The organism is Rhodococcus sp. BL-253-APC-6A1W (assembly GCF_012843405.1).
GTDB lineage: Bacteria > Actinomycetota > Actinomycetes > Mycobacteriales > Mycobacteriaceae > Rhodococcus.
The window spans coordinates 357,880-380,261 of the sequence record NZ_JABAFB010000001.1; the positions used below are offsets into that span (position 1 = coordinate 357,880).

The 22,382-nt window shown below is 67.0% G+C and carries 29 protein-coding genes; 20 read left to right on the forward strand and 9 right to left on the reverse strand.

The genetic code is table 11. The features are described 5' to 3' along the window. Positions 1-121 precede the first annotated feature (121 nt). The 4 genes from HF877_RS01530 (at position 122) to HF877_RS01545 (ending at position 3,279) form a co-directional block, all read left to right on the forward strand. Complete coding sequence (locus HF877_RS01530) at positions 122-580, forward strand: SRPBCC family protein (protein WP_169619330.1); 459 nt, start codon at positions 122-124, stop codon at positions 578-580. Then, positions 577-2,166, forward strand: a complete 1,590-nt coding sequence (locus HF877_RS01535; RefSeq protein ID WP_169619331.1) for an NAD(P)/FAD-dependent oxidoreductase — start codon at positions 577-579, stop codon at positions 2,164-2,166. The genes HF877_RS01530 and HF877_RS01535 overlap by 4 nt, the downstream gene beginning before the upstream one ends. Positions 2,167-2,420: 254 nt before the next feature. After that, the gene (locus tag HF877_RS01540; protein WP_169619604.1) at positions 2,421-3,038 is read left to right on the forward strand and encodes a HemK2/MTQ2 family protein methyltransferase; all 618 of its coding nucleotides are present in this window, start codon (positions 2,421-2,423) and stop codon (positions 3,036-3,038) included. A gap of 85 nt (positions 3,039-3,123) precedes the next feature. Further along, complete coding sequence (locus HF877_RS01545; protein WP_169619605.1) at positions 3,124-3,279, forward strand: CDGSH iron-sulfur domain-containing protein; 156 nt, start codon at positions 3,124-3,126, stop codon at positions 3,277-3,279. 138 nt (positions 3,280-3,417) lie between these two features. Here the strand turns inward: HF877_RS01545 and HF877_RS01550 are convergent, their stop codons facing one another. Further along, a complete protein-coding gene (locus tag HF877_RS01550) occupies positions 3,418-3,573 on the reverse strand; it encodes a DUF6131 family protein (protein WP_169619332.1) in 156 nt (51 codons plus the stop codon). A 190-nt stretch (positions 3,574-3,763) separates the two neighbouring features. Here HF877_RS01550 and HF877_RS01555 point away from each other — a divergent pair, with 190 nt between their 5' ends. The 5 genes from HF877_RS01555 to HF877_RS01575 all read left to right on the forward strand — a co-directional run bounded on the left by HF877_RS01555 (position 3,764) and on the right by HF877_RS01575 (position 7,145). Then, positions 3,764-4,258, forward strand: coding sequence for a DUF2243 domain-containing protein (locus HF877_RS01555; protein WP_169619333.1), 495 nt, complete (start codon positions 3,764-3,766; stop codon positions 4,256-4,258). Next, positions 4,255-5,058 (forward strand): cytochrome c oxidase assembly protein, encoded by an 804-nt coding sequence (locus HF877_RS01560; RefSeq protein ID WP_169619334.1) that lies wholly within the window; start codon positions 4,255-4,257, stop codon positions 5,056-5,058. Before HF877_RS01555 ends, HF877_RS01560 begins: the two co-directional genes overlap by 4 nt. A 93-nt stretch (positions 5,059-5,151) precedes the next feature. After that, a complete protein-coding gene (locus tag HF877_RS01565; RefSeq protein ID WP_169619335.1) occupies positions 5,152-5,691 on the forward strand; it encodes a DNA starvation/stationary phase protection protein in 540 nt (179 codons plus the stop codon). 19 nt (positions 5,692-5,710) lie between these two features. Continuing rightward, the gene (locus HF877_RS01570) at positions 5,711-6,799 is read left to right on the forward strand and encodes an NAD-dependent epimerase/dehydratase family protein (protein ID WP_346765034.1); all 1,089 of its coding nucleotides are present in this window, start codon (positions 5,711-5,713) and stop codon (positions 6,797-6,799) included. 76 nt (positions 6,800-6,875) lie between these two features. Next, positions 6,876-7,145: a hypothetical protein gene (locus tag HF877_RS01575; RefSeq protein ID WP_169619336.1), complete on the forward strand. Its 270-nt coding sequence runs from the start codon at positions 6,876-6,878 to the stop codon at positions 7,143-7,145. A gap of 31 nt (positions 7,146-7,176) precedes the next feature. Here the strand turns inward: HF877_RS01575 and HF877_RS01580 are convergent, their stop codons facing one another. Beyond that, the gene (locus tag HF877_RS01580; protein WP_169619337.1) at positions 7,177-8,217 is read right to left on the reverse strand and encodes an iron-containing redox enzyme family protein; all 1,041 of its coding nucleotides are present in this window, start codon (positions 8,215-8,217) and stop codon (positions 7,177-7,179) included. Positions 8,218-8,292: 75 nt separating this feature from the next. On the opposite strand from HF877_RS01580, the gene HF877_RS01585 reads away from it, so the two are divergent. The 3 genes from HF877_RS01585 to HF877_RS01595 all read left to right on the forward strand — a co-directional run bounded on the left by HF877_RS01585 (position 8,293) and on the right by HF877_RS01595 (position 10,745). Further along, the gene (locus tag HF877_RS01585) at positions 8,293-9,150 is read left to right on the forward strand and encodes an SDR family oxidoreductase (protein WP_169619338.1); all 858 of its coding nucleotides are present in this window, start codon (positions 8,293-8,295) and stop codon (positions 9,148-9,150) included. Between the two features lie 63 nt (positions 9,151-9,213). Continuing rightward, the gene (locus tag HF877_RS01590) at positions 9,214-10,194 is read left to right on the forward strand and encodes a helix-turn-helix domain-containing protein (protein WP_206036428.1); all 981 of its coding nucleotides are present in this window, start codon (positions 9,214-9,216) and stop codon (positions 10,192-10,194) included. Next, entirely contained in the window at positions 10,191-10,745 is a 555-nt protein-coding gene (locus tag HF877_RS01595) for a dihydrofolate reductase family protein (protein ID WP_169619339.1), read from the forward strand. Before HF877_RS01590 ends, HF877_RS01595 begins: the two co-directional genes overlap by 4 nt. Positions 10,746-10,783: 38 nt before the next feature. On the opposite strand, the gene HF877_RS01600 is transcribed toward HF877_RS01595, so the two are convergent. Further along, a complete protein-coding gene (locus HF877_RS01600) occupies positions 10,784-11,245 on the reverse strand; it encodes a DUF6328 family protein (protein ID WP_169619608.1) in 462 nt (153 codons plus the stop codon). A 213-nt stretch (positions 11,246-11,458) separates the two neighbouring features. Here HF877_RS01600 and HF877_RS01605 point away from each other — a divergent pair, with 213 nt between their 5' ends. Continuing rightward, the gene (locus HF877_RS01605) at positions 11,459-11,680 is read left to right on the forward strand and encodes a hypothetical protein (protein WP_169619340.1); all 222 of its coding nucleotides are present in this window, start codon (positions 11,459-11,461) and stop codon (positions 11,678-11,680) included. Between the two features lie 63 nt (positions 11,681-11,743). Here the strand turns inward: HF877_RS01605 and HF877_RS01610 are convergent, their stop codons facing one another. From HF877_RS01610 to HF877_RS01620, 3 genes are read right to left on the reverse strand one after another with little or no spacing between them, the layout of a single operon-like run. Beyond that, the gene (locus tag HF877_RS01610; RefSeq protein ID WP_169619341.1) at positions 11,744-12,604 is read right to left on the reverse strand and encodes a polyphosphate kinase 2 family protein; all 861 of its coding nucleotides are present in this window, start codon (positions 12,602-12,604) and stop codon (positions 11,744-11,746) included. Between the two features lie 27 nt (positions 12,605-12,631). Beyond that, positions 12,632-12,958, reverse strand: a complete 327-nt coding sequence (locus tag HF877_RS01615; protein ID WP_169619343.1) for a DUF4873 domain-containing protein — start codon at positions 12,956-12,958, stop codon at positions 12,632-12,634. A gap of 57 nt (positions 12,959-13,015) precedes the next feature. After that, entirely contained in the window at positions 13,016-13,756 is a 741-nt protein-coding gene (locus HF877_RS01620) for a TetR/AcrR family transcriptional regulator (RefSeq protein ID WP_169619345.1), read from the reverse strand. A gap of 114 nt (positions 13,757-13,870) precedes the next feature. Here HF877_RS01620 and HF877_RS01625 point away from each other — a divergent pair, with 114 nt between their 5' ends. From HF877_RS01625 to HF877_RS01650, 6 genes are all read left to right on the forward strand, one after another. After that, positions 13,871-15,124 (forward strand): DUF445 family protein, encoded by a 1,254-nt coding sequence (locus HF877_RS01625; protein WP_206036429.1) that lies wholly within the window; start codon positions 13,871-13,873, stop codon positions 15,122-15,124. A 193-nt stretch (positions 15,125-15,317) separates the two neighbouring features. Then, complete coding sequence (locus tag HF877_RS01630; RefSeq protein ID WP_346765044.1) at positions 15,318-15,740, forward strand: helix-turn-helix transcriptional regulator; 423 nt, start codon at positions 15,318-15,320, stop codon at positions 15,738-15,740. Position 15,741: 1 nt separating this feature from the next. Then, positions 15,742-16,671, forward strand: a complete 930-nt coding sequence (locus HF877_RS01635) for a heparin-binding hemagglutinin (protein WP_169619349.1) — start codon at positions 15,742-15,744, stop codon at positions 16,669-16,671. 67 nt (positions 16,672-16,738) lie between these two features. After that, positions 16,739-17,029: a DUF2516 family protein gene (locus tag HF877_RS01640; RefSeq protein ID WP_169619351.1), complete on the forward strand. Its 291-nt coding sequence runs from the start codon at positions 16,739-16,741 to the stop codon at positions 17,027-17,029. Between the two features lie 112 nt (positions 17,030-17,141). Next, positions 17,142-18,089, forward strand: coding sequence for a diiron oxygenase (locus HF877_RS01645; protein WP_169619352.1), 948 nt, complete (start codon positions 17,142-17,144; stop codon positions 18,087-18,089). A gap of 95 nt (positions 18,090-18,184) precedes the next feature. Beyond that, the gene (locus HF877_RS01650) at positions 18,185-19,225 is read left to right on the forward strand and encodes an alpha/beta hydrolase (protein WP_169619354.1); all 1,041 of its coding nucleotides are present in this window, start codon (positions 18,185-18,187) and stop codon (positions 19,223-19,225) included. A 45-nt stretch (positions 19,226-19,270) separates the two neighbouring features. On the opposite strand, the gene purU is transcribed toward HF877_RS01650, so the two are convergent. The 3 genes from purU to HF877_RS01665 all read right to left on the reverse strand — a co-directional run bounded on the left by purU (position 19,271) and on the right by HF877_RS01665 (position 21,648). Beyond that, a complete protein-coding gene (gene purU / locus HF877_RS01655; RefSeq protein WP_169619356.1) occupies positions 19,271-20,158 on the reverse strand; it encodes a formyltetrahydrofolate deformylase in 888 nt (295 codons plus the stop codon). A gap of 57 nt (positions 20,159-20,215) precedes the next feature. Beyond that, positions 20,216-21,007: a class I SAM-dependent methyltransferase gene (locus tag HF877_RS01660; protein ID WP_296549650.1), complete on the reverse strand. Its 792-nt coding sequence runs from the start codon at positions 21,005-21,007 to the stop codon at positions 20,216-20,218. A 104-nt stretch (positions 21,008-21,111) separates the two neighbouring features. Further along, on the reverse strand, positions 21,112-21,648 hold the full coding sequence (locus HF877_RS01665) for an N-acetyltransferase (protein ID WP_169619610.1): 537 nt from the start codon (positions 21,646-21,648) through the stop codon (positions 21,112-21,114). Positions 21,649-21,712: 64 nt separating this feature from the next. Here HF877_RS01665 and deoC point away from each other — a divergent pair, with 64 nt between their 5' ends. Next, on the forward strand, positions 21,713-22,378 hold the full coding sequence (gene deoC / locus HF877_RS01670; protein WP_169619360.1) for a deoxyribose-phosphate aldolase: 666 nt from the start codon (positions 21,713-21,715) through the stop codon (positions 22,376-22,378). The last annotated feature ends 4 nt before the right edge of the window (positions 22,379-22,382 follow it).

The window sequence follows — 22,382 nt, forward strand, 5'->3', positions numbered from 1 at the left end:
GCATGTCGCTCAGGTACCCCTCCGCTTCTCGTCTCACACCCGCGCGCGAGGCGCCGGTGTGGGCCGGAGCGGTCGCGGGTATGCCCCCGGCACGGACCGCGGACGAGGAGGGAAATCGGGGATGACCAAAGTCGCACGCAAGGAGACCACTGCTTCGCCGAGCCGGGTGTGGGATGTCCTGGCGGACGGGTGGAGCTATGCGACGTGGGTCGTCGGAGCCTCCCGCATTCGGAAGGTCGACGCGACCTGGCCGGCCGTCGGCAGCCGCATCCATCATTCCGTCGGACTGTGGCCCGTGCTGCTCGACGACCGCACCGAGGTTCTCTCGGCGACCCCCGAACGAGAACTCGTCTTGCGTGCACGCGCCTGGGCTTTCGGCCAGGCCGAGATCCGGTTGACGATCGAACCCGCGTCCGGAGCCGGGTCGACGATCACCATGTCCGAGCACGTCGTGAGCGGGCTCCCCAGCATGCTGCCCGAGTTCGTACAGGAATCCGCGGTATGGCCGCGGAATCGGGAGTGCCTGTCCCGGTTGACGCTCCTCGCGCAACGTGCGACTCCCTCGGGGCCCGCGCGATGAGTACCGAAACTGTCGATGCCGTCGTCATCGGTGCCGGTCCCAACGGGCTCACCGCAGCGGCGGCACTCGCGGATGCCGGCTGGGACGTACTGGTGCTCGAGGAACAACCGCAACCCGGCGGTGCCGTACGCAGCGCCGAACTCCATCCGGGTTTCCGGACCGACCTGTTCAGCGCGTTCTATCCGCTCGGAGCGGTGTCGCCCGCCTTTGCCGCACTCGACCTCGAGTCCCACGGTTTGAGCTGGAGCCGGTCGCCCAACTCGTTCGGTCATCCGCTCGGTCCCGAGGACGAGGACGCGGTGGTGGTCTCGCGCCGTGCCGAAGACACCGCCGCCGATCTCGAACGCCGGTGCGCCGGTGACGGGGAAGCCTGGATGACGCTCGTCGAGCAGTGGAACACGGTGCGCGGTTCACTGCTGAAGCTGCTTCTTTCCCCGTTCCCGCCGGTTCGGGGTTCGACGTCACTGCTGCGCGCACTCGGGCCTGCGGAATCTCTGCGCTTCGCCAGGATGCTGGCGCTTCCCGTCCGTCGCCTGAGCGAGGAATTGTTCGGCGGAGATGCAGCCCGCCTGCTCCTGCTCGGCAATGCCATGCATTCCGATATCCCTCCCGACGCCCCGGGCAGCGGCGTGATGGGTTACCTCTTGACCATGCTCGCCCAGGACGTGGGTTTCCCGTGTCCGGTCGGCGGTGCGGGTGCCCTCACCGACGCTCTGGTCCGCCGCGGTGAACATGCCGGCGTGCAGCTCCGATGTGGCGATCGCGTCACCGATATCGACGTCGAAGACGGAACCGCCGTAGCGGTGCGGACTGCGGGCGGACGACGGGTGAAGGCCCGCCGGGCGATACTCGCGGACGTGTCGGCGCCCGCGCTGTACGGAAAGTTGCTCGCGAGTTCCTCCGTCACCGAGCGTGCCCGTGCCGACCTGCAGGGATTCGAATGGGACACGCCCGTGGTCAAGGTGAACTACGCGCTCGACAGTCCTGTGCCGTGGCGGTCGGAGTCGTTGTCCCGGACGGGCACCGTGCATGTCGGTGCCGATTCGAACGCGATGGTCCGCTGGTCGGCGGATCTGTCGACAGGGGTGGTTCCGGAGTCTCCGTTCCTGCTCTTCGGGCAGATGACGACGACGGATCCCACCCGGTCGCCCGCCGGGACCGAAAGTGCGTGGGCATACACGCACCTGCCCCGCGGCGTCACCGACGACGAGTCCGCGGACCTTCTCGCCGAGAGGGTCGACGCCCAGCTCGAGGCGTACGCGCCCGGATTCCGGGACACGATTCTGGGCCGGACCGTGCAGCGTCCCGCCGATCTCGAAGCGGCTGACGCCAACCTGGTCGGTGGAGCGGTCAACGGTGGTACCGCGCAGATCCACCAGCAGTTGTTCCTTCGTCCCGCGCCAGGACTCGGCGGGTCGCGGACCCCGGTGGGCAAGCTGTATCTGGCCAGCGCGGGAGCACACCCCGGCGGCGGCGTACACGGAATGTGCGGCTGGAACGCCGCCGATGCCGCACTGCAGGATCAGCGAGCGACGGGGCCGCTGCGACGCGGCCTGCACGCCCTGGGGCGCCGGGTGATGTCCTGACCGAGAAGTCGTGGTCGTAAACGGCAGGTTTCGCGGATCTGGGGTACGGGTATTCGCGGCCATGACCGAATACCCGCTCGATGGCGCGTTGTGGGCGTCGTCGACGGGAAGATGCGCCCTCCGCACGGTCGGCTCAGGCATTGGCTGGTGCGTAGTCGTCGACTCCGCACATCGAACCCCGGGGTGATGTAGCTGTGACCACTTCTCCAGTCCTCGACCGTCCGGATTCCCCTCGAGTGTGGCGTCTGCCCGGCGTGTACCGCCCCCAAGAGGATTCGTTTCTTCTTGCGCGGGCGCTCCGCGACGCCGGAGGTGCACAGGACGCCAAAGTCCTCGATTTCTGTACCGGGAGTGGGTTTCTCGCAATCACAGCCGCCAGGGCGGGGGCCGGGGCGGTGACTGCGCTCGATATTTCACGCAGGGCGGTTCTCACCGCGCGGGCAAATGCCCTGTCGCGGAGGCTGCCGATCTCGGTACTTCGAGGAAGTCTGGATGTGGCCGTGGAACACGGTCCGTTCGACGTGGTTCTCTCCAACCCGCCCTATGTGCCGGACGACGGCCGGGGCAGTGAGGATCCGCGCTGGGATGCCGGTCCGGACGGGCGATCGGTGCTCGACCCGTTGTGCGACTCCTTGCCCCGGCTCTTGTCTCCGCGCGGGTTCGCGTTGCTCGTGCACTCGGAATTCACCGGGGTAGACGAAACACTCGAGCGTGTGCGCGCCGCCGGCCTTTCGGGCTCGGTCGTGGCCCGCGAACGCATCCCGTTCGGACCGGTCCTGCAGAGTCGCCTGAGCTATCTCCAGGAAGTGGAGCTGGCACAACAGGGCATCGATACCGAAGAGGTGGTGGTGATCCGTGCAGGCAGGCACTGAGAGCGAGGGTGGCCGCCACGTGGTGAACGCGACCACCGGTAGCGCAGAGGACGTCACGGTCGTCCGCAAAGTCAAAGGCGGACCGATGCTCGTGAACGGTCCGGTTCGGATCGAGACCGAGGACGGGTCCGTGACGGAATCGGACCGGTTCGTCGTGGCAGTGTGCCGATGTCGGCGTAGCGAGTTGTATCCGCTGTGCGATACCAGTCATCGCCGGCCGATACGGTCCCGGGACCGATAACCGCAGAAAGCCCGAACGCGGGATTCCCGAACATGTGATCGGGTGCCGGCGAACGGGCTTTCTTTTTGTGTCTTGCCGATACCGCACAACAGCCGAAGCCCGGACGCCGTAGCGTCCGGACTTCGACTGTTCTAAGGATCAATACCAGTGGGCGCGACCACCGACGGCCTTGCCGGAGGCTCCCAGGATTGCCATGATGACGCCGATCACCAGGAGGATGACACCCAGTGTCGTCAGGATCGAGATCCCGGTGAAGAATCCGACCACGAGAAGAATCAGGCCCAGAACAATCATTGCGTCCACCTCGCTGTCTTGTCCGATGCCGAGCGGCTCCGGATCCAAGTCCTGAATACCCGGATTGTCCGCATCGAAACACACGCCCCAAAAAATTCTGTGTGCGGGCCGAGCGGGGTGCACCGGAGGGCGTCGCGCCAATGGTCTCCCGCAGGGATTGACCGCCCGAACCGGGGGTAGTCCCCTGGTCATGACCAAAAGCGAAGTCGAGGGTGCGACGGTGGAGCGTCGGCCCGAAAGAGGCAGGAGTCTGCTGGCGGGCGCGTTCCTCGGGTTGGGCGCGGTCGCGATGACCGACGAGGTGATCTTTCACCAGATACTCCATTGGCATCACTTCTACGACCGGTCCACCACGTCGGCGGGTCTGGTGTCGGACGGCTTGTTCCACGCGTTCAGCTGGTTCGCCACCGTCGCCGGCTTCTACCTGGTGGTCATGGCGATCCGTGACCGGACGTTGTGGGTGCGAGCCCTGGTGGGCGGCTTCGTGACGGCGGTGGGTGCGTTCCAGTTGTACGACGGCCTGGTGCAGCACAAGCTGATGGGCCTTCACCAGATCCGATACGAAGTCGATCTTCTCCCGTACGACCTGACGTGGAACATCCTTGCCGCGGTGCTGCTCGTGTGCGGTGGCGCGATCATCGCGTCCACGTACCGGCAGGAGCCGGTGAGGACGGCATCGCGATGATGCCGTTCGTCGTCTGGGGCGTGGCGATCTGCGCGGTGCTGGCCTACTGGGCGGCAGCCGCGGCGGCGAAGTCGTGGTCGCTCGCGCGCACCGCCGGTTGGACGGTGGGCTGGCTCGCGCTCGCCGCGGTGTGGGGTAACTCCGCATCCGCGGACAGCCCGGCGCAGGGCCACGGCGCGCAGCACGGCCACGGTGCGGCCAACGAATCCTTCGACTTCGCGGGTCACATGGTGTCCCACGTGGTAGCCGGCATGGCGGTACCGCTACTGCTGGTGCTCGCCGCACCGGTCACCCTCGCGCTGCGCGTGCTCCCTCTGCGCGAGGCCCGACGCGTCTCCCGGGTGCTGCGCTCCCGGCCCTGTGAAGTGCTCACCCACCCGCTCGTCGCGGCGACACTCAACGTCGGCGGGCTGTGGCTTCTCTATCGGACATGGTTGTTCGACTACATGCACGGCGGAACGTGGGTGATGTGGCTGATCGAGTTCCACATCGTCGCAGCCGGGTACCTGTACACCTATTCGCTGGTGGGAGTGGACCCTTCTCCTCACCGCACATCGTTCGGCTTACGGGCCGCAGTGCTGGTGGTGTCCATTGCCGCCCACAACATCCTCGCGAAGACGCTGTACGCGGACGCGCCTCCCGGCGTCTCCGCAGAGCAGGCCGAAATGGGCAGCCAGATCATGTACTACGGGGGATTGCCCTTCGAACTGGCTCTGGTCGTGCTGCTGTGTCATCGGTGGGCGGCACGTGCTCGTCGCCGGCCCGAGATGTCCGCGCCGGACCTTCTCCGCACGACCTGACAGTGAGCGGTTACTCGTGCGAAGGGTTTGAGCAGTGCCGTTTCCGGGGTATGCGATGGCCACCCAAACAAAAGCACTTGGAGGATCGCAATCATGTCGAAATACACGGTGCCCGGTTTGAGCGGCAAGAACGGCACGAAAGTTGCCGGTGTCCTGCAGCAGCGCCTGAGCGCGTACAACGACCTGCATCTCACTCTCAAGCACATTCACTGGAACGTTGTCGGACCCAACTTCATCGGCGTCCACGAGATGATCGATCCCCAGGTTGAACTCGTGCGTGGATACGCGGACGAAGTAGCAGAACGCATCGCGACGCTCGGTGAATCGCCGAAGGGCACGCCGGGAGCTATCGAGAAGAACCGCACATGGGACGACTACTCGGTGGGCCGCGACACTGCTCAGGCTCACCTCGCCGCGCTCGACCTCGTCTACGACGGGGTGATCACCGACAACCGTAAGGCCATCGAGGAAGTCGGCGAACTCGATCCGATCACCGAAGACGTCCTTATCGGGCACACCGGTCAGCTCGAGAAGTTCCAGTGGTTCGTGCGTGCGCACCTGGAGAACGCTGCCGGGGCCCTGGCCCACGGAAACGCCTCGACCGAGAAGGAAGCGGCCGACAAGGTCCGCTGACCGGAGACAGGATTCTCTCGTGCCGGATGCCGCGGTCGCAAAAATCATCGTGACCGGGGCCAGCGGCAATGTGGGATCCGCGCTGCTGCGTCGTCTCGCGCAGTGGCCCGAACCTCCCGAGATCACAGGGGTCGCGCGCCGGATACCTCCGGCGCGCGGCCCCTATTCTTCTGCGCGCTGGTGTCGCGTCGACCTCGCGGAGCCCGAGTCGTACGGGGTGCTGCGGCGGCTGATGTCCGGCGCCGATGCCGTCGTCCACCTTGCCTGGGGATTCCAGCCGTCGCACCGGCGAGAATACTTGCGGCGCACCGCAGTCGAGGGAACACGCGCCGTGTATTCGGCGGCAGCGGACGCCGGCGTACCGCACGTGCTGCACATGTCCTCCGGCGCGGCGTACTCGCCGGGATCGTACGGCCGGCCCGTCGACGAGTCCTGGCCGACGACGGGAATACCCGGCTGTGCCTACAGCGTGTACAAGGTGGCGGCCGAAAGGGTGCTCGACGAATTGTCGGGTGTGCCGGGTGCGCCGGATCTGCTGCGGTTACGCCCGGGGTTCATCGGGCAATACGCAGCGGGGTCGGGCCTCGCCCGATACGTGCTGCCGGACGCGGTGCCGTCCGCGATCACCCGCCACGTCCCGGTGCTGCCCGTCGACCGGAGACTCACGATCCCCGCGGTGCATGCCGACGACGTGGCCGCGGCAATCGACTCGGCACTCCGACGTCGTGCGGTGGGCGCGGTCAACCTGGCCTCGCCGGTGCCCGTCGGCGCCGAAGACTTCGCCGCACCGTTCGGTTGCTCCACCGTCCACGTTCCCGCACGACTGCTCTCCGCGGTGGCCGACGCCGGTTGGCACGCGCGACTTCAGCCGGTTCAGGGCGGGTGGGTCGACCTGGCATACGCCACTCCCATGCTCGGATGCGAGCGGGCGTCCGCAGTGCTCGGCTGGGCGCCGCGGCATTCCGGTCCCGCCGTCTGGGCGGAGACGATCGCCGGCATGCGTGCGCGGGGCGGAACCTGCAGTCCGGTGTTGCGTGCGCGCACCGCGCGGGAACTTCTCGCTGTGCTTGTCGGGCGCGGCCCGATCGGGCGCCGGATTCCGCCTTGACCGGATCACACTGTGGGGGAGCTTGTTTCTCGATCGCCCGAGTTTTGTCGGGCCGCACGAAGGGGTACAAACCACTATGACCAACACATCGAGGCACGAGCCGCCGACCACCGGCTCCCGGGTAGCGGGATGGATCGGCTACGCGTGCGTTCTTGCGAGCATTGCTGTCGTCGCCATGGCGCTCTTCGCTGCAGGAGACGGGTTCGCCGGCTGGACGGTGGTTGCCGTCGTCATCGCTGCGGCGCTCCTCTCGGCCGGCGCGGCGTTGATCACGATCAATTTCCGTCACCGCCGGCTCCACGGTTCGGGTGGAACCCCGACCCACGAGCCGGGCGTCCTCGACTGACGCGGCGTACCCGTCGGACCGCTCCGGTGGATCAGCTCACGGGCTGGTCCACCGGAGCGATTTCGTCGAGGGACGCACGAAGCGTCGTCGAACCCTTCGACCAGTTGTCCAGCAGGTGGTGTGCGAGGCGGCCTTCGAGGAACTCCGCCGCCTCCGCGCCGAACACGATGTCGCTCGCGCAGCGGGGGTCGGCCGCGATCATGTCACCCACCACGTCGTGCCGAAGCACCAGTTCGTGCACGGCATCCGCTTCGATGTGCTCGGTGTAGAACGTGACGCACGCGGGGTCTGCGCCGAGACGTTCCAGGGCCGACGCCATCCGCCGGGCACTCGGAGCCGTGGTGATCTCCGCAGCGGTGAACATCCCCACGAGCATCGGCATGTGCGCCCGGTGCAGCCCGCAGAGCGACATGAAATTGACGGTCGCGAGGGTGACGGCCGGCACGGCGTCGAGATAGCCGAGGTAGCGCTCGTCGAGGTCGGCCGCTTTCAGCAGATCGGCGTACAGGCGGGAGTGCATCCTGTCGGCGCGACCACCGCCGTATTCGTCGAATTCGACCGCGACGAGTGCCGCTTTCGCACGGCCCCGCAGGCGAGGAATGGCGAACGCGTGCGGATCCGCTTCCTTCAGGTGGTAGATCGAGCGGTGTACGAAGAACTCGCGGGTCTGGTCCCAGGTACCGCGTTCCGCCAGTTCGTGCGACACGCCCCAGGCGTCCTTCGGCTCGCGGTAGAGCGCGTCGAACGTCGCGTCCGTGTCGTCGCCGACCGGGACGTCGGCGCGCAACTGTGCGAGGAACAGACGCTCGAGGTCGGCGCGCAGTCCCAGGGGTCCCGGCGCCCACTCCCACGACGCGTCGACACCGTCGAAACCGCGGTAGTGCAACTCGTAGAGCACGGTCAGGGCCAGTTGCACGTCGTCGCCGTACGGGTCGGGCTCACCAACTGCGATCTGCCAGGCCGCGGCGTCGGCGGGACGGGCCAGCCGTTCGACGACGGCGGCGGAGATCGGCCCCCGCGGGGTCGGCAGAGAAGCGGCGGACAGGTCACACGGCCGGATCACATCAGACATACGTGCCGGTTACCCCTGGCGGGCCCGGCGGAAACGGATACGTGTGCCCACCGGCGCAGGGGGTAACCGCTCGCTATGGCAGACGACAAGGAACGGAAACCGCACACCATCGACTATCCGGGCGATACGACCGACATGGCGGAACGCCCCCGCGACGAGATGCGCGACTATCGCGGCAGGGACTTGCTCGCCGGCCGGCGAGCGTTGATCACCGGTGGTGACTCCGGGATCGGCCGGGCGGTCGCGGTGGCCTTCGCGAAGGAAGGTGCGGACGTGGCGATCGCCTACCTGGAGGAACAGGAGGATGCCGAGCACACCGCCGCTCTCGTGGAGGCGGAAGGACGCGCATGTCACCTGTACCCGGGAGATCTCGCGGACCCGGCTCACTGCCGCACGGTTGTCGCCGAGGCCGCGGCCGCCATGGGCGGTCTGGAGATCGTCGTCAACAATGTCGGTACCCAGCAGCCGGTCGACGACTTCGCGGAACTCGACGACGAACAGTGGCGAAGGACCTTCGCCGTCAATATCGACAGCTTCTTTCATGTCACCAAGGCGGCGCTGCCGCACCTTCCCCGGGGCGGCGCCGTGATCAACACCGCCTCGATCAACGGGCTGCGCGGGAACAAGACACTGATCGACTACTCGGCGACCAAGGGCGCCGTGATCGCGTTGACCTATTCGCTCGCGCAGGCACTGAGCGACCGGGGGATCAGAGTCAACTGTGTCGCGCCGGGACCGGTGTGGACCCCGCTGATTCCCGCGACGATGGACGCGGAGAAGGTGTCCGAGTTCGGTCAGCAGGCACCGTACGGCAGGGCCGCGCAACCCGACGAGATCGCGCCGTCGTACGTCTTCTTCGCCTCGGCGACGATGTCCTCCTATTACAGCGGGGAAGTGCTGGCTCCTATCGGCGGTGAGACGCTGCCCGGGTGACTGCCGGCGGGATTCGGCAAGAACGGTCAAGCGCGACCGCACGAAGGTCGTCAGACTTGTCCTATGTCCGAAACCCGGCTGTCCGAGCCCCGGCGCGACCGCTTACGTGAACTCCTCGACGCGGTGCTCGACGAGAACAACGTCAACCTCGAACAGATGGCGCAGGGGGCGTACGCGTCCCCCTGGCACTTCACACGCCAGTTCGGTGTCGGTACCGGGGAGTCCCCGGTGGCCCTGCGGCGGAGAGTGATGCTCGAACGCGCGGCCTGGCAACTGGCCAACGGCGCCGGTGTCACCGATGCCGCGTTCGGGGCCGGTTACAGCAGCGTCGAAGGGTTCGGGCGCGCGTATGCACGCGCGTACGGATATCCACCCAGTGCGACGACGAGGACGTCGTCGCAGGACGGTCGTGCTCATTGGCTCACGGCACCGAACGGAGTGCATTTCCACCCGCCCATGAACCTGTGGCTCGAGGACGGGACCGTCTCCGCCGGGAGGCATTCCGGCTCGGAGGTCGTGGCGCACCTCGTGCATCACGACCTCGACGACACGCGTGCGCTGCTCGAACTCGCCCGAGAACTCGACGAGCCGGAATACGAGCGCAATCGTTTTCCCGGACTCGTGGTGCTCGAATGGGACGGTCCGGAGGAGTCGATCGGACGCGTGCTCGGGAATCTCGTGTGGACCAAGGAGATCTGGCTCGCATCGATGGCGGGAGACGACCAACCCGACCGTGGTGGGCACGACCCGGAATCCCTCCTCCGCCGGTTCGACGAGGTCGCGACGAGATGGGCCGACGCCGTGCGGGACATCGACCGCCGCGGAGCATGGGGCGACCGGCTGATCGACGCACTCTGTGAGCCGCCGCAGAGCTTCGTCCTCGGTGGAGTCGTCGCACACGTGCTCACGTTCTCGGCGCATCGGAGGCAACTCGTCCGTCACATGCTTCGAGCCGCCGGCCGCAGCGTCGACCACGGCGATCCCCTCGACTGGCACTTCACTTCTGCCGCATTCGCACCCGGACCGGAAAGGACCACGCCATGACCCGCATGAGCTATTTCACCGCAAGTACTCTCGACGGTTTCCTTGCGACAGCCGATGATTCGCTCGACTGGCTGCTTTCGCGAGAGATCGACGAGGGAGGCCCTGCCGGGTATCAGGAGTTCATCGCGGGGATCGGAGCGATGGTGACGGGATCCACGACCTATCGCTGGGTGCTCGACCATGAGGGAATCGATAAATGGCAGTACGACATTCCGTGCTGGGTGTTCACGCACCGAAGCGACCTTCCGGTCGCGAGCGGACCGAACGGGCCGGGGGACATCCGCTTCACGCAAAGCGACGTACGCGAGGTCTACGCCGAGATGGCCGACGCGGCCGGTGGACGGGACCTGTGGATGGTCGGTGGCGGAGATCTGGCGGGCCAGTTCGCCGAGCACGGTCTGCTGGACGAAGTGATCGTCTCCATTGCTCCGGTGACCATCGGTGCGGGTAAACCCTTGCTGCCCCGGCATGTCGAGATGCGGCTGAGAGAACTCGATCGCAACGGAGAGTTCGCGGTGCTCCGCTACGACGTGCTGCGCGACGCGCACTGACGCATTCACCGGGAACCGGCGCGCCGACGACGGGAGGCTCAGGACCCGTCGATCGGGCTGTGTGCCCGGGGACGGACGCGGAACCGCCACGGGTACAGCAACCACGCCCATACGAACAGCAGGGTGGTCACTCCTCCGATGATGAGGGCGACGATGTCACCGAGAAGGATTCCGACCACGAGGACGACTGCGCCGGTGAGGGCAACACCGAGAAAGACGATGCCGGCGAGCGTGAACACGTGCGCGGTGGCAACGAGTCGCGGAAGTTGTCCGCGGCGAAACAGAATGCGATGCATCACGACGGGCGCGACGAGGAACACCGTAGCGAAGACGGAGGCGAGCAACGTCACGAGGTAGACGCCGTACTGATATGTGGACAGGTCGTCGAATCGGGCCTGGAACGGCAGGGTGAGCAGCAGGCCGGTGAGCACCTGGACGCCGGTCTGCACGACCCGCAGTTCCTGGAGGAGGTTCGACCAGTTCCGGTCGAGGCGTTCGATGGGCGTCTCGTTGCGCCCGTCCGGGCCTACCGCCTCGCGACCGAACCTGGAACCGGGGTCACCCGTGTCGTCCGGGGTGGTCACGGGGCGACCGGGGGGAGCGCAGAGCGCGGAGCGTACATACGATCGTATGGTGCCACCTTGTGACCTCGCTCACGCGCGGGTAGCGTCGGCGGGGACGGATGACACCACCCGCTGGGAGGGAGTTCGGCCATGAAGCTCAACCTTTTTGTCGCGTGGGTCGGATACGGATTGGTGCTGATCGCAGTACTGATGATCGCCCTGGCGCTGTTCGCCGCGGGCAGCGGCCACGAGGCAGGGGCTCTGGCCAGCACCGTCGCGGTGTTCGTGGCCTTGGCGCTGGCAGTCGGAATGATGGCCGGAACCGTCCGGCGAGACCGCAGGAAACACCTCGACACGCCACACCTCTTCTGACGGGCCTCCCTCTTCTGACAGGCCCACAGCTTCTGACGTGCAATCACAACTCGCGGTGGCCGGTCAGGCCTCCGCGAGTCGCCGTTTCTCGACCTCGATATCGAATGTCGGTTCGGGCCAGTCCAGGTCGAGCCGCTCGAACGCGTCGATCAGCAACTCTGTGACGGCAATACGGCTGTACCACTTGCGGTCGCACGGAATGACGTACCACGGCGCGAGGTCGGTGTTCGTCTTGTCGAGCATGTCCTGGTAGGCCTCTTGGTACTGCGGCCAGACGGCTCGTTCGGTCACGTCCGACGGGTCGTATTTCCAGTACTTGTCGGGTCGCTCGAGCCGTTCCGTGAGCCGCTTCTTCTGCTCGTCGAGCGAGACGAACAAGGCCACCTTCACGATGGTGGTTCCGGTGTCGGTGATCTCCCGCTCGAACTGGTTGATCTCGTCGTACCGCCTGCGCCAGACATTCTCGGGAACGAGGGATCGCACCCGTGCGACGAGTACGTCTTCGTAATGCGACCGGTCGAACACGCCGAGCTGGCCACCTCGGGGAAGGGCTTTGTTGATGCGCCACAGGAAATGGTGGCGCTTCTCTTCGGGGGTGGGGACTCCGAACGCGGTGTGGTCGACTCCCTGGGGATCGACGTGGCCGATGACGTGGCGCACCATGCCGCCTTTGCCTGCGGTGTCCATCCCCTGCAGGATCAGCAGCACCGACCGGGGGTCTCCGCTGCGTCCGTTGGCGAACAGCTTTCCTTGCAGGTCGGACAGGACCGCGCCGCGTTCCTCGAGGAGGCGTTCCCCGAGGGCCTTGTCACCGTCGAATCCCGGTGTGCTGTTCGTGTCGAGTTCGGCGACGCGGGTTCCGGGACCTGCTCGCAACGCCTTGACCACCGGAGTGTGCCAGGGCGCTTCGTTTTTCGTTCCCATGCGACGAGCCTGCCATACGGCGGGGCATCAGGCGGGATGGTCTCCGTAGGGCGGCCTGGAGATGCCGTCGACCATGTGACTGCCCCACAGGTCCGTTTCGGTGATGCGGGCGACTGCCGGCCCGTCGGATCCGGGCACCGTGATGGTCACCTCGGTTCCGGGACGGAGTTCGGTTCCGGGCGGGAGCGACTCCGCGAGGCGTCGTAGCCTGCCGCGCCACACATGGCGGCCGAGCAGGGGATCGAAGCGGCCCGACAGTTGCACGTCGATCGTCGCACGCTCGTCGGCCACCACGACGTCGGCGGGCCCTCGGTAGCCGGCGGCGTCGTCGTGGTCGGTATCAGGCTCTGACATGCCCCGGACTATACGTGCAACTCTTGGTAACAGTAAAGCGGTTCGGGGGATGTCCGTTCAGCGCGCCGGATCCTCGGGCAGCAGCGGATGGGGCTGGGATTTGAACCGCTTCGGCGAACCCGCCACTGCGGCAATTCCCGTGATGCCGCCCCACACCATCATCGTGAGGTAGTCGATCAGGTCCTCGGCTGTCATCGATTTGTTCGAAATCCACCAGTGCGTGGCGAGCTGGATCGAACCGACGATGCCGTACGCCCAGGGCACCGACCCGCCCGAGTCCATTTCGAGCAGACGAAGCCGCTCACCGAGGACGGTCGCCACCAGTTCGGCGATCATCCGTTCGGAGTCGGCGACCACGTCACGGCTCGCAGACGAACTGTTCGACATGACGTACAGGTAGACCTCGGGATCGGTGCCGACCGTTTCGACGTACGCCGAGATCGCCACTCGGGTCAGTGCGTATTCGTCGAGATCCTCGGCGACAGCGGCATAGATGCGCGGGGCGAGAATCGTCTCGACGTACCGCATCATCGTCGCGCTCGTCAGGTCGTTCTTGTCGGTGAAGTACCGGTACAGAACGGTTTTGGAGACACCGATCTCGGTCGCGATCTCGTCCATGCCGATGTCGTGCCCGCGCGCCCGGATGGCGTTGATGGTGCCGTCCACGAGCTCCTCGCGCCGGGCGATCTTGTGTTCGTGCCACCGGCGTTTACGGCCGTCCTGCTTCGTCGGTAGGTCCTCGGTGGTGCGGGAGGACGAAGGCGTCTGGGGCAGGTTGCTTGACACTGTGCGGCACATCCGTTCGGTTCGATCGTCGGCTCAGTCTACGGTGAGCGCCTCGCCCGCACCGGTCATGCGTCGCGCATTCGCGCCCGCAGGGCAGAACTTGGGCACAATCGAGGGGTGCAGTTCATGAATATCGATGATGACGTCAAACGCCGCGACCTCCGCCGGATGAAGACGGTCGCAACCGGGTTCCTGGTCGTGGCTGCCGTCATCTACCTGTTCTGTCGATGGCAGGAGACCCGCGGGGCGGGTCCGTGGGTGGGGTATGTGCGCGCCGCGTCGGAGGCCGGGATGGTCGGCGCGCTCGCCGACTGGTTCGCCGTCACCGCGCTGTTCCGGCATCCGATGCGCATTCCCGTCCCGCACACCGCGATCATCAAGAAGAAGAAGGATCAGCTCGGCGCGAGCCTGAGTTCGTTCGTCGGCACCAATTTCCTGGCGCCCGAGGTGGTCTCGGCGAAAGTCGAATCGGCGCAGATTCCCCTGCGTGTCGGGACATGGATGGCCGAACCGGCGCACGCGGAGCGCGTCGCGAAGGAAACCTCCACGGTCCTGCGTGGAGTGGTCGGTGTGCTGCGCGAGGACGACATCCAGCAGATCATCGACAACACGATCGTCAAGCGGATCGCGGAACCGGAATGGGGACCGCCGCTCGGGCGCGTGCTCTCCGAACTCGTCGAAGAAAATCGGCATCTGCCCCTGGTGGAGATGCTGGCCGAACGCGCACACCAGTGGGCTATGGGCAGCCAGGAAACAATCGACCGGGTCATCAGCCGGGATTCCCCGTCGTGGTCGCCGAAGTTCGTCGACCTGCTGCTCGGAGAGAGGATCCACCGTGAACTCGTGGAGTTCACATGGAAGGTCCGATCCAACCCGGACCACGAAGTGCGCCTGGCGGTCAACAAGTTCCTCGCCGACTACGCACGTGATCTGCAGAGCGACCCGGCGACGATCGCCAAAGCCGAAAAGGTCAAGGCCGAGATCATGGGCCGCGACGAAGTGACCCAGCTGGCGGGGGCTACGTGGCGTACCGCGAAGCGGATGATTCTCGATTCGGTCGACGATCCGAACAGCACGCTGCGCACGAAGGTTGCCGAGAACGTCATGGCTCTCGGTGTCCGGCTGCGGGAGGATCACGAGTTGCGCACGAAGGTCGACGGCTGGTTGCTCGACGCGGTGCGCTTCGTCGCGTCCAACTACGCCGACGAGATCACCTCGGTGATCCGCGAGACCGTCGAGCGGTGGGACGCGGAAGAAGCGAGTCGCAAGATCGAACTCGCGGTGGGCCGGGACCTGCAGTTCATCCGCATCAACGGCACCGTGGTCGGTTCCTTGGCGGGTCTCGCCATCTACACGATCTCGGAGCTGCTGTTCGCGTGATCCCGGTCACTTGCTAGCAGAGTGCTTGCTACAGCTAGCACCCGTGCGTACCGTGAGAGTCGTGTCCACCGATGACAGTCGAGACGACCCCCACCCGGGCACCGGCAAGAGTGCGAGCAGTGCAGTGAGCCCGAGCGACCGCCCCGACACCGGCGACGGTGTCGCGGACGGAAGCAGCGCCGGGCCGGGGGATATTGCGGCACGCGTGGTGAATTCTGCTGCGCAGGACATCGGAAGCTTCATACGGGCGCAGCGAGAAGGAGCGCAGGTTTCGCTTCGGCAGCTGTCGAAGCTGGCCGGCGTCAGCAACCCGTACCTGAGTCAGATCGAGCGTGGCTTGCGCAAGCCTTCGGCCGAAGTGCTCGCGCAGATCGCGAAGGGGCTCCGGTTGTCGGCCGAGGTGCTCTACGTGCGGGCCGGAATTCTCGAAGACCGGCCCCAGAGTGCCTTTCGGGATGCGCTTCTGGGAGATCCGCTCCTGACCGAGCGGCAGCGGCAAGTTCTGTTCGACATCTACGACTCGTTCTGCCGTGAGAACCAGGCGGCTCTCACCGAGACGGCACCAGAAGCCGGGAGCGACATCCGGCACCAGACAGACTTCGACGAGGAGAACTGACATGACCGATCCGAACGCAGCAATCCGTACCTCACTCTTCGCGGCCGTCGGCGCAGGCGATGCCGTCGTGCACGCGGTGGCCGACGTCGTCGCGCAGGTTCGCGAGCGCGCCGAAAACGCACAGGTCGACGTGAACGACCGCGTCGGGACCGCGCGCGAGAAGCTCAACACCCTTCCGGCCGACCTGACCGAGACCGTCGAGTCCCTCCGGGAACGCCTCGCGGGTCTGCCCTCCGAACTCCCCGAAGACATCGCAGAGCTGCGAGAGCGATTCACCGCCGACGAGCTGCGCAGCGTGGCCGAGGCGTACCTCAAGGTGGCGTCCGACCTCTACACCGCTCTCGCGGAGCGTGGCGAGCAGACCATCGAGCGCCTCCGCAAGCAACCCGCCGTCGAAGAAGGTCTCGAGCGGGCCGAGGCAGCGTTCGGAGATGCCGTCGAGCTCACCGAAGAAACGCTGGGAACAGTGGCGCGCCAGACGCGTGCGGTCGGCGAACAGGCTGCCAAGCTCGCGGGTCTGGCGGCCGGCCGGATCTCCGACACCAGCGAAGGCGTCGGCGAAGCCATCTCCGACGCCGGTGACGAAGCCGCGCTCCGGGTGCTCGAACTCGGAGATCAGGCGCGAGAGGCCGGATCCGACGCCGCGAACCGCGTCGACTCGGCGAAGTCCGAAGTGGGCAAGACCGCCGATGAGATCACCGAGTCGGTCGAGGATGCGGTGGCGCCCGAGCCGGTAACGCCCGTCACCACGACGCCCGCGAAGAAGGCTCCGGCAAAGCCGGCCGCGAAGGCTCCCACGCAGCCGGCCGCGAAGGCCCCGGCACAGCCGGCCGCGAAGGCTCCGGCGAAGCCGGCGGCCAAGGCTCCTGCTCGTCCCGCAGGCAAGACGCCCGCCAAGAAGGCCGCGCCGCGCAAGTCCAGCGGCTCCTGACGGCCGGCCCGTTCCGACCGGCTCCCGCGCCTCACCGCGCGGGAGCCGGTTCTCGTAGACTGGGGGAGTGACGAATGTCGATTCTCTCGCCGGTTTGATCATCCTCGTACTGCAGGTCATCGCGATCGCGGGAGCCGGGTTCGCGCTCTTCCATGCTGTTCGCCAGCCCAAGGAAGCATTTCCCGCCGTCGACAAGCTCACCAAGCCCGTATGGCTCGGCATCCTGGTCGCAGCATTGCTGGTGCTGATCCTGTTCGGCGCTGTCGGCCTGCTCGGCATCATCGCGGTCGTCGCGGTGTGCGTGTACCTCGTGGATGTACGGCCGCGCGTCGAAGAGGTTCAGCGCCGCCGCTGGTAGCCCGCTCGGTCACCGCTTCCCGGTCGCTCAGGACCGCTCGTGCCTTGACAAGTGTGATCCAGATAATGACACTTCGAGTAACGGGTAAATCTCCGAGACGAGGCGGTCGGCCATGACTCTCACCCGCACGAACCGAGCACGCGACACCCACGCCGCTGCCGCGACGAGCGACAACACGCACGACGCCGAACGGCAGGAGACCGCGCAGCGGCTTCTCGAGTCGTCCGCGCGACTGTCCTACGATCCGGCGCTCGAGATCGACTGGGACGCCCCCATGCTCGAGGGCAGATACGGCATGACCCCCGAATGGTGCAGCCTCTACGGCACCGACCTGTGGGAACGCATGACCGAGGAACAGCGCATCACCCTCACCAACCACGAAGCGGCGAGCATCGCCGGTACGGGCATCTGGTTCGAGATGATCCTCATGCAGATGCTCGTACGCGATCTCTACCGCCGCGACCCGTCGACGCCGTACGTCCAGTTCGGGCTCACCGAGATCGCCGACGAATGCCGGCACTCCGTGATGTTCGCGCGGTCGGCACAGCGGTTCGGCGTGCCCTCGTACCGGCCCAAGCGCTGGATCCGGGAAGGCGGGCGCATCTTCAAAGCGGTGGCCAACGGCGCCCTCGCCTACGGTGGCACCCTGTTCGCCGAGGAAATCCTCGACATGATGCAGCGCGACTTCATGCGGGACGAACGGGTTCAGCCACTCACCCGCACGGTCAGCCACATCCACGTCGTCGAGGAGTCACGGCACATCCGTTACGCCCGCGAGGAGACACGGCGCCGAGCGGGGCGTGCCACACGGCTCGAGCGCGCGTGGATCCGTCTCCATCTCGGTGTGAGCGCCTACTTCGTCGTCACCAGCCTGGTGAACGACCGCGTGTACGCCGCAGCAGGACTGGACGTCGCCGAGGCGAAAGCCGCAGCGCGGGCGAACACCCACTACCAGGACAGGCTGCGGCTCGGGACCCGCCGCACGATCGAGTTCCTCGACGAGGTGGGCTTGGTCGGCGGCCCGTCGACACTTCTGCTGCGCAAGGCCCACGTCCTCTGAGACACAGTCCTCTGAGACACAGTCCTCTGAGGCCCGGCCCTCTGGCGCCCGGTACACCACCGCACCCGCACGACAACACAACAGGAGAACGATCAGTGAAGAAGCCGTCCCGTACGACGTGGCCGATTGCAGCCGGAGTGGCACTCGCCGTCGGAGTCGCGGCAGGGGCGGCCGCCTCACGGCGGCGGCGACGCACCGTCGTCCGCGCGGAAGACGTCTCGCCGCACGCGCTTCTCTCGCCCCCGTCCCTCGAGCCGGACACGATCGAGGTCCAGACCGACGACGGGGCACGCCTGAATGTACTGGCCTACGGGGATCCCGAGGCGCAGACCCTGGTCTTCTGCCACGGCTGGACGTGCAACGCGGCGTACTGGACTCCGCAGATCAACGCGTTCGCGGAGAACTACCGGGTGGTTGTCTACGATCAGCGAGGCCACGGCAACAGCGACGCGGGCGCACGGCCTCTCGGAGCGGACGTGCTCGCCGACGACCTCAACTCGGTGCTCGACGCCACCGTGCCGGCCGGGCGCACAGCGATTCTCGCGGGCCACAGCATGGGCGGCATGAGCATCATCGCGTGGGCCGAGAAGTATCCCGACCAGGTCGACCGTCGCGTCGCCGGTGTACTGCTGGCAAGCACCGGCACCGACAATCTCGTCGCGGATTCGGCGATCGTGCCGCTACCCCAGCGCTTTCCCAAGGTGCCCGTGCCGGTCGCCCGGCGCGTGATGGGTGCGACCGTTCCGCTCGTCGAATCGTCCGTGACCACCCGGGCGCTGCGCTACATCGCGCTGTCGCCGAACGCGAGCGGCGCGGAAGTGGCCTTCTGCCAGCAGATCGTGCTCGGCTGCCCGCCGCGCACCCGCGGCGGCTGGGGACACGCACTCAGTGCACTCGACATCCACGAGGGCCTGCAGAACCTCACGGTGCCGACCACCGTCCTCGTGGGCACCGCCGATCGCCTCACCCCGCCCGTCCATGCCCGGCGACTCGCCGCCGTACTCGAAGAAGCAGGCAACCTCGAGCGGCTGGTCGTGCTCGACGGTGTGGGCCACATGAGTTCGGTCGAGGCGATCGACCGCGTCAACGACGAACTGCTGCATCTCGTGGGGAAGGCGCAGGCGCTCGTCGGCTGAGCGGCCGGCGCCGAGGGGCGGAAGCGAGCGCCGGGACGGCCGGAATCAGCTGAAGACCACGGTCTTGCTGTCGTGCACCAGAACTCGATCCTCGAGGTGCCAGCGCAATCCGCGGGCGAGCACGAGCTTCTCGACGTCGCGGCCCTGGCGCACCATGTCGTTGACGCTGTCGCTGTGGCTGACCCGGATGACGTCCTGCTCGATGATCGGCCCGGCGTCGAGTTCGGCGGTCACGTAGTGGCAGGTCGCCCCGATCAGCTTCACGCCGCGAGTGAACGCCTGGTGGTACGGGCGAGCGCCGATGAACGACGGAAGAAAGCTGTGGTGGATGTTGATCGCGCGACCCGCCCAGTGCTCGCACAGCGACTGCGGCAGCACCTGCATGAAGCGAGCGAGCACCACCGCGTGCGGATCGTGGGCGTCGACGAGTTTGCGTACCTGTTCGAACGCCGGTCCCCGCTCGGCGGGGTCCTTCGGGAACGACACGTAATGGAAATCGATGCCGTGCCGTCGCGCGACGGACTCGAGTTCCGGATGATTCCCGATGACCGCGCACACATCGGCTTCGAGTTCGCCGGCCGCGACCCTGCCCAGGATGTCGTGCAGACAGTGCGCTTCCTTGCTGACGAGAAGCACGACACGCTTGCGCTTGCCGGTGTCCGAGAGTGTCCATTCGGTTTCCGGGCCGATGGCCTCGGCGACCGCGGCGAATTGGGCGCGCAGTTCCTCGATCGAGAACGGGATCGACGAGGCGCGCACAGCCTGGCGTGTGAAGAACCAGCCACTGTCCTGGTCGGCGTGGTACGCCGCTTCCATGATCGAACCGCCGACGTCCGCGAGGAAGGTCGAAATCCGGGCGACGATCCCGGTTGTGTCCGGGCAGCCCAAGGTCAGGACGTAGCGGCGGTTGTCGGTCGAGGAAGCAAGCGTCATGGATCCGATTCTCTCAGGTGCCCCGAATCCGTTTTCCGCGGACGGGGTCCTTCGGCCTCACATCGGCGGCGGAGGGCGCCGGACGGTCGCGGTGCCGACGAGAGTAGTGGCGTCGACGGTGTGTATACCCCGCGCGGTGATCGTCTCGGCCAGGTCCTGCTTCACCGAGTCCACCTGCCCCGCATCCAATCCGGACAATGCCATCCGCCATCCGGTGCCCGCGACGAGCGCCCAGCACAGGTCCTCGGTCGCCGGGATCAGGTTGGACAACGTCCGGACCTCGACCGAGTGGGTACCGGCGGCGGCGAGCCACGTCTCGAGTGCGGTCGAGGTGTCGATGCGGCGCAGCGGTGAGCGGTCGTATTGCGGCGCGCGCTCGGCGAACTCGGGGGAGTGCCGGGCGGCGACCTCGAAGACCGCGTCCCGCAGGTCGCTCATCGCGTCCGCCCGCCATACCGTGACCCCCACGCGTCCACCGGGCCGAACCAGGCCCACGAGCCGTGAGAACGCGGCGTCCATATCCGGGAGGAAGAACACTCCGTAGGAGATCGCGAGGGCGTCGTAACCGGCTTCCGGTACGTCGGAGGGCGCTTCCCACAGGGTGACGTCGGCGCACACGAAATCGATGTTGGTCAGGGCGCGGGTCTCGGCGACCAGGCGGCCGCGCTCGAGCAGGTCGTCGGAGAGGTCGACACCGTGTACCCGCCCGGTGGGCCCGACCGCCATCGCGGCGGGAACAGCCGACGCGCCGGCGCCGCAACAGGCGTCGAGGACGGTGTCCCCGGCACCGACTCCGAGCTGGAAGACGAGCGCCTGGCCGGCCGGTCCCCACAAGGTGGGCGTGAGTATCTCGAAGTCGGTGCTCGCGGCATCGAACGTGCGCGCGGTCTCGGCGACTCCGCTGCCATCCGGGTGGTTCGCCCCGGTATCGGGTGGACGATTCTCCTCGGTGTTCACGACCCTGCCCCGCCGAGTTCGTAGAACGCGGACGGATACCGGAACTCGCCCGTCATCTCCGGCCGGTAGCCGGTGAGCGGGCGCGCCTGCAGGTGCGACGCCCATTCCGGAACGTCGGGGGTGATCCCGAGATCCGCCGCGGGCACGAACCCGAACCGCGGGTAGTAGTCGAGGTGGCCGAGCAACACGACGATCGACTCGTCGAGCGCGTCGGCAGCACCGAGCACAGCGTGCATCAGAGCCGAACCGATCCCGAACCTTGCCATGTCGGGGAGTACCCCGATCGGCCCCAGCGCGAGGGCCGGATACCCGCCGACATCGCCGCGGGTCGCACAGACGTGACCGACGATGCCGTTCGTCGCGTGCTCGCACACCAGTGAGAACGGGGGCAGCCAGTGGGGCCCGGCGCGGAGGGTGTCGACGAGGCCGGGCTCGACCGGGACGAGGCCGGGCGGGGTGACGGCGGCGAAGGCCCGGCGATGAACCTCGTACACAGCACCCGAGTCCGACGGCAGTTCCCGGCGAATGATCACCCCGCAAGTCTGGCCGCACCGCGCGTGACCGGCAACCTCTTTTGCGGTGTGGAAAGCTGGCGTCATGTCCGACACCACGCTCACCCGCTCGCGGGTCGCCGCGATGATCGACCACACCCTGCTGGCTCCGGAGGCGTCGTCGCAGGCGGTGCGCGCCCTCGTCGACGAAGCCCGGGAACTCGGCGTGTACGCGGTGTGCGTGTCGCCCTCGATGCTTCCGCTCCGTGCCGAGGGCCTGGTGATCGCGACCGTCGCCGGTTTCCCCTCGGGCAAGCACCACTCGCTGATCAAAGGGGCGGAAGCCCGGCTCGCGGTGGAGGAAGGGGCCCGCGAGGTCGACATGGTGATCGACATCGGCGCGGCTGTGGCAGGGGACTACAACGCGGTTCTCGCGGACATTCTCACCGTGCGTGAGGCGATCGGGTTCGATCCAGTGCTCAAGGTGATCATCGAATCCGCTGCGTTGTCGGACGAGGCGATCGTCGAGGTGTGCCGCGCGGCCGCGAATGCCGGGGCGAACTTCGTGAAGACCTCGACGGGTTTCCACCCCGCCGGTGGTGCCACCGAGCATGCTGTGCGGCTGATGGCGGAGACGGTCGGTGGCCGTCTCGGTATCAAGGCGAGCGGCGGAATCCGCACGGCGGACGCCGCCGTCCGCATGATCGAAGCGGGCGCGACGCGCCTGGGGCTTTCGGGGAGCCGGGCCGTCCTCGACGGCTTGCCCGACTGACCGC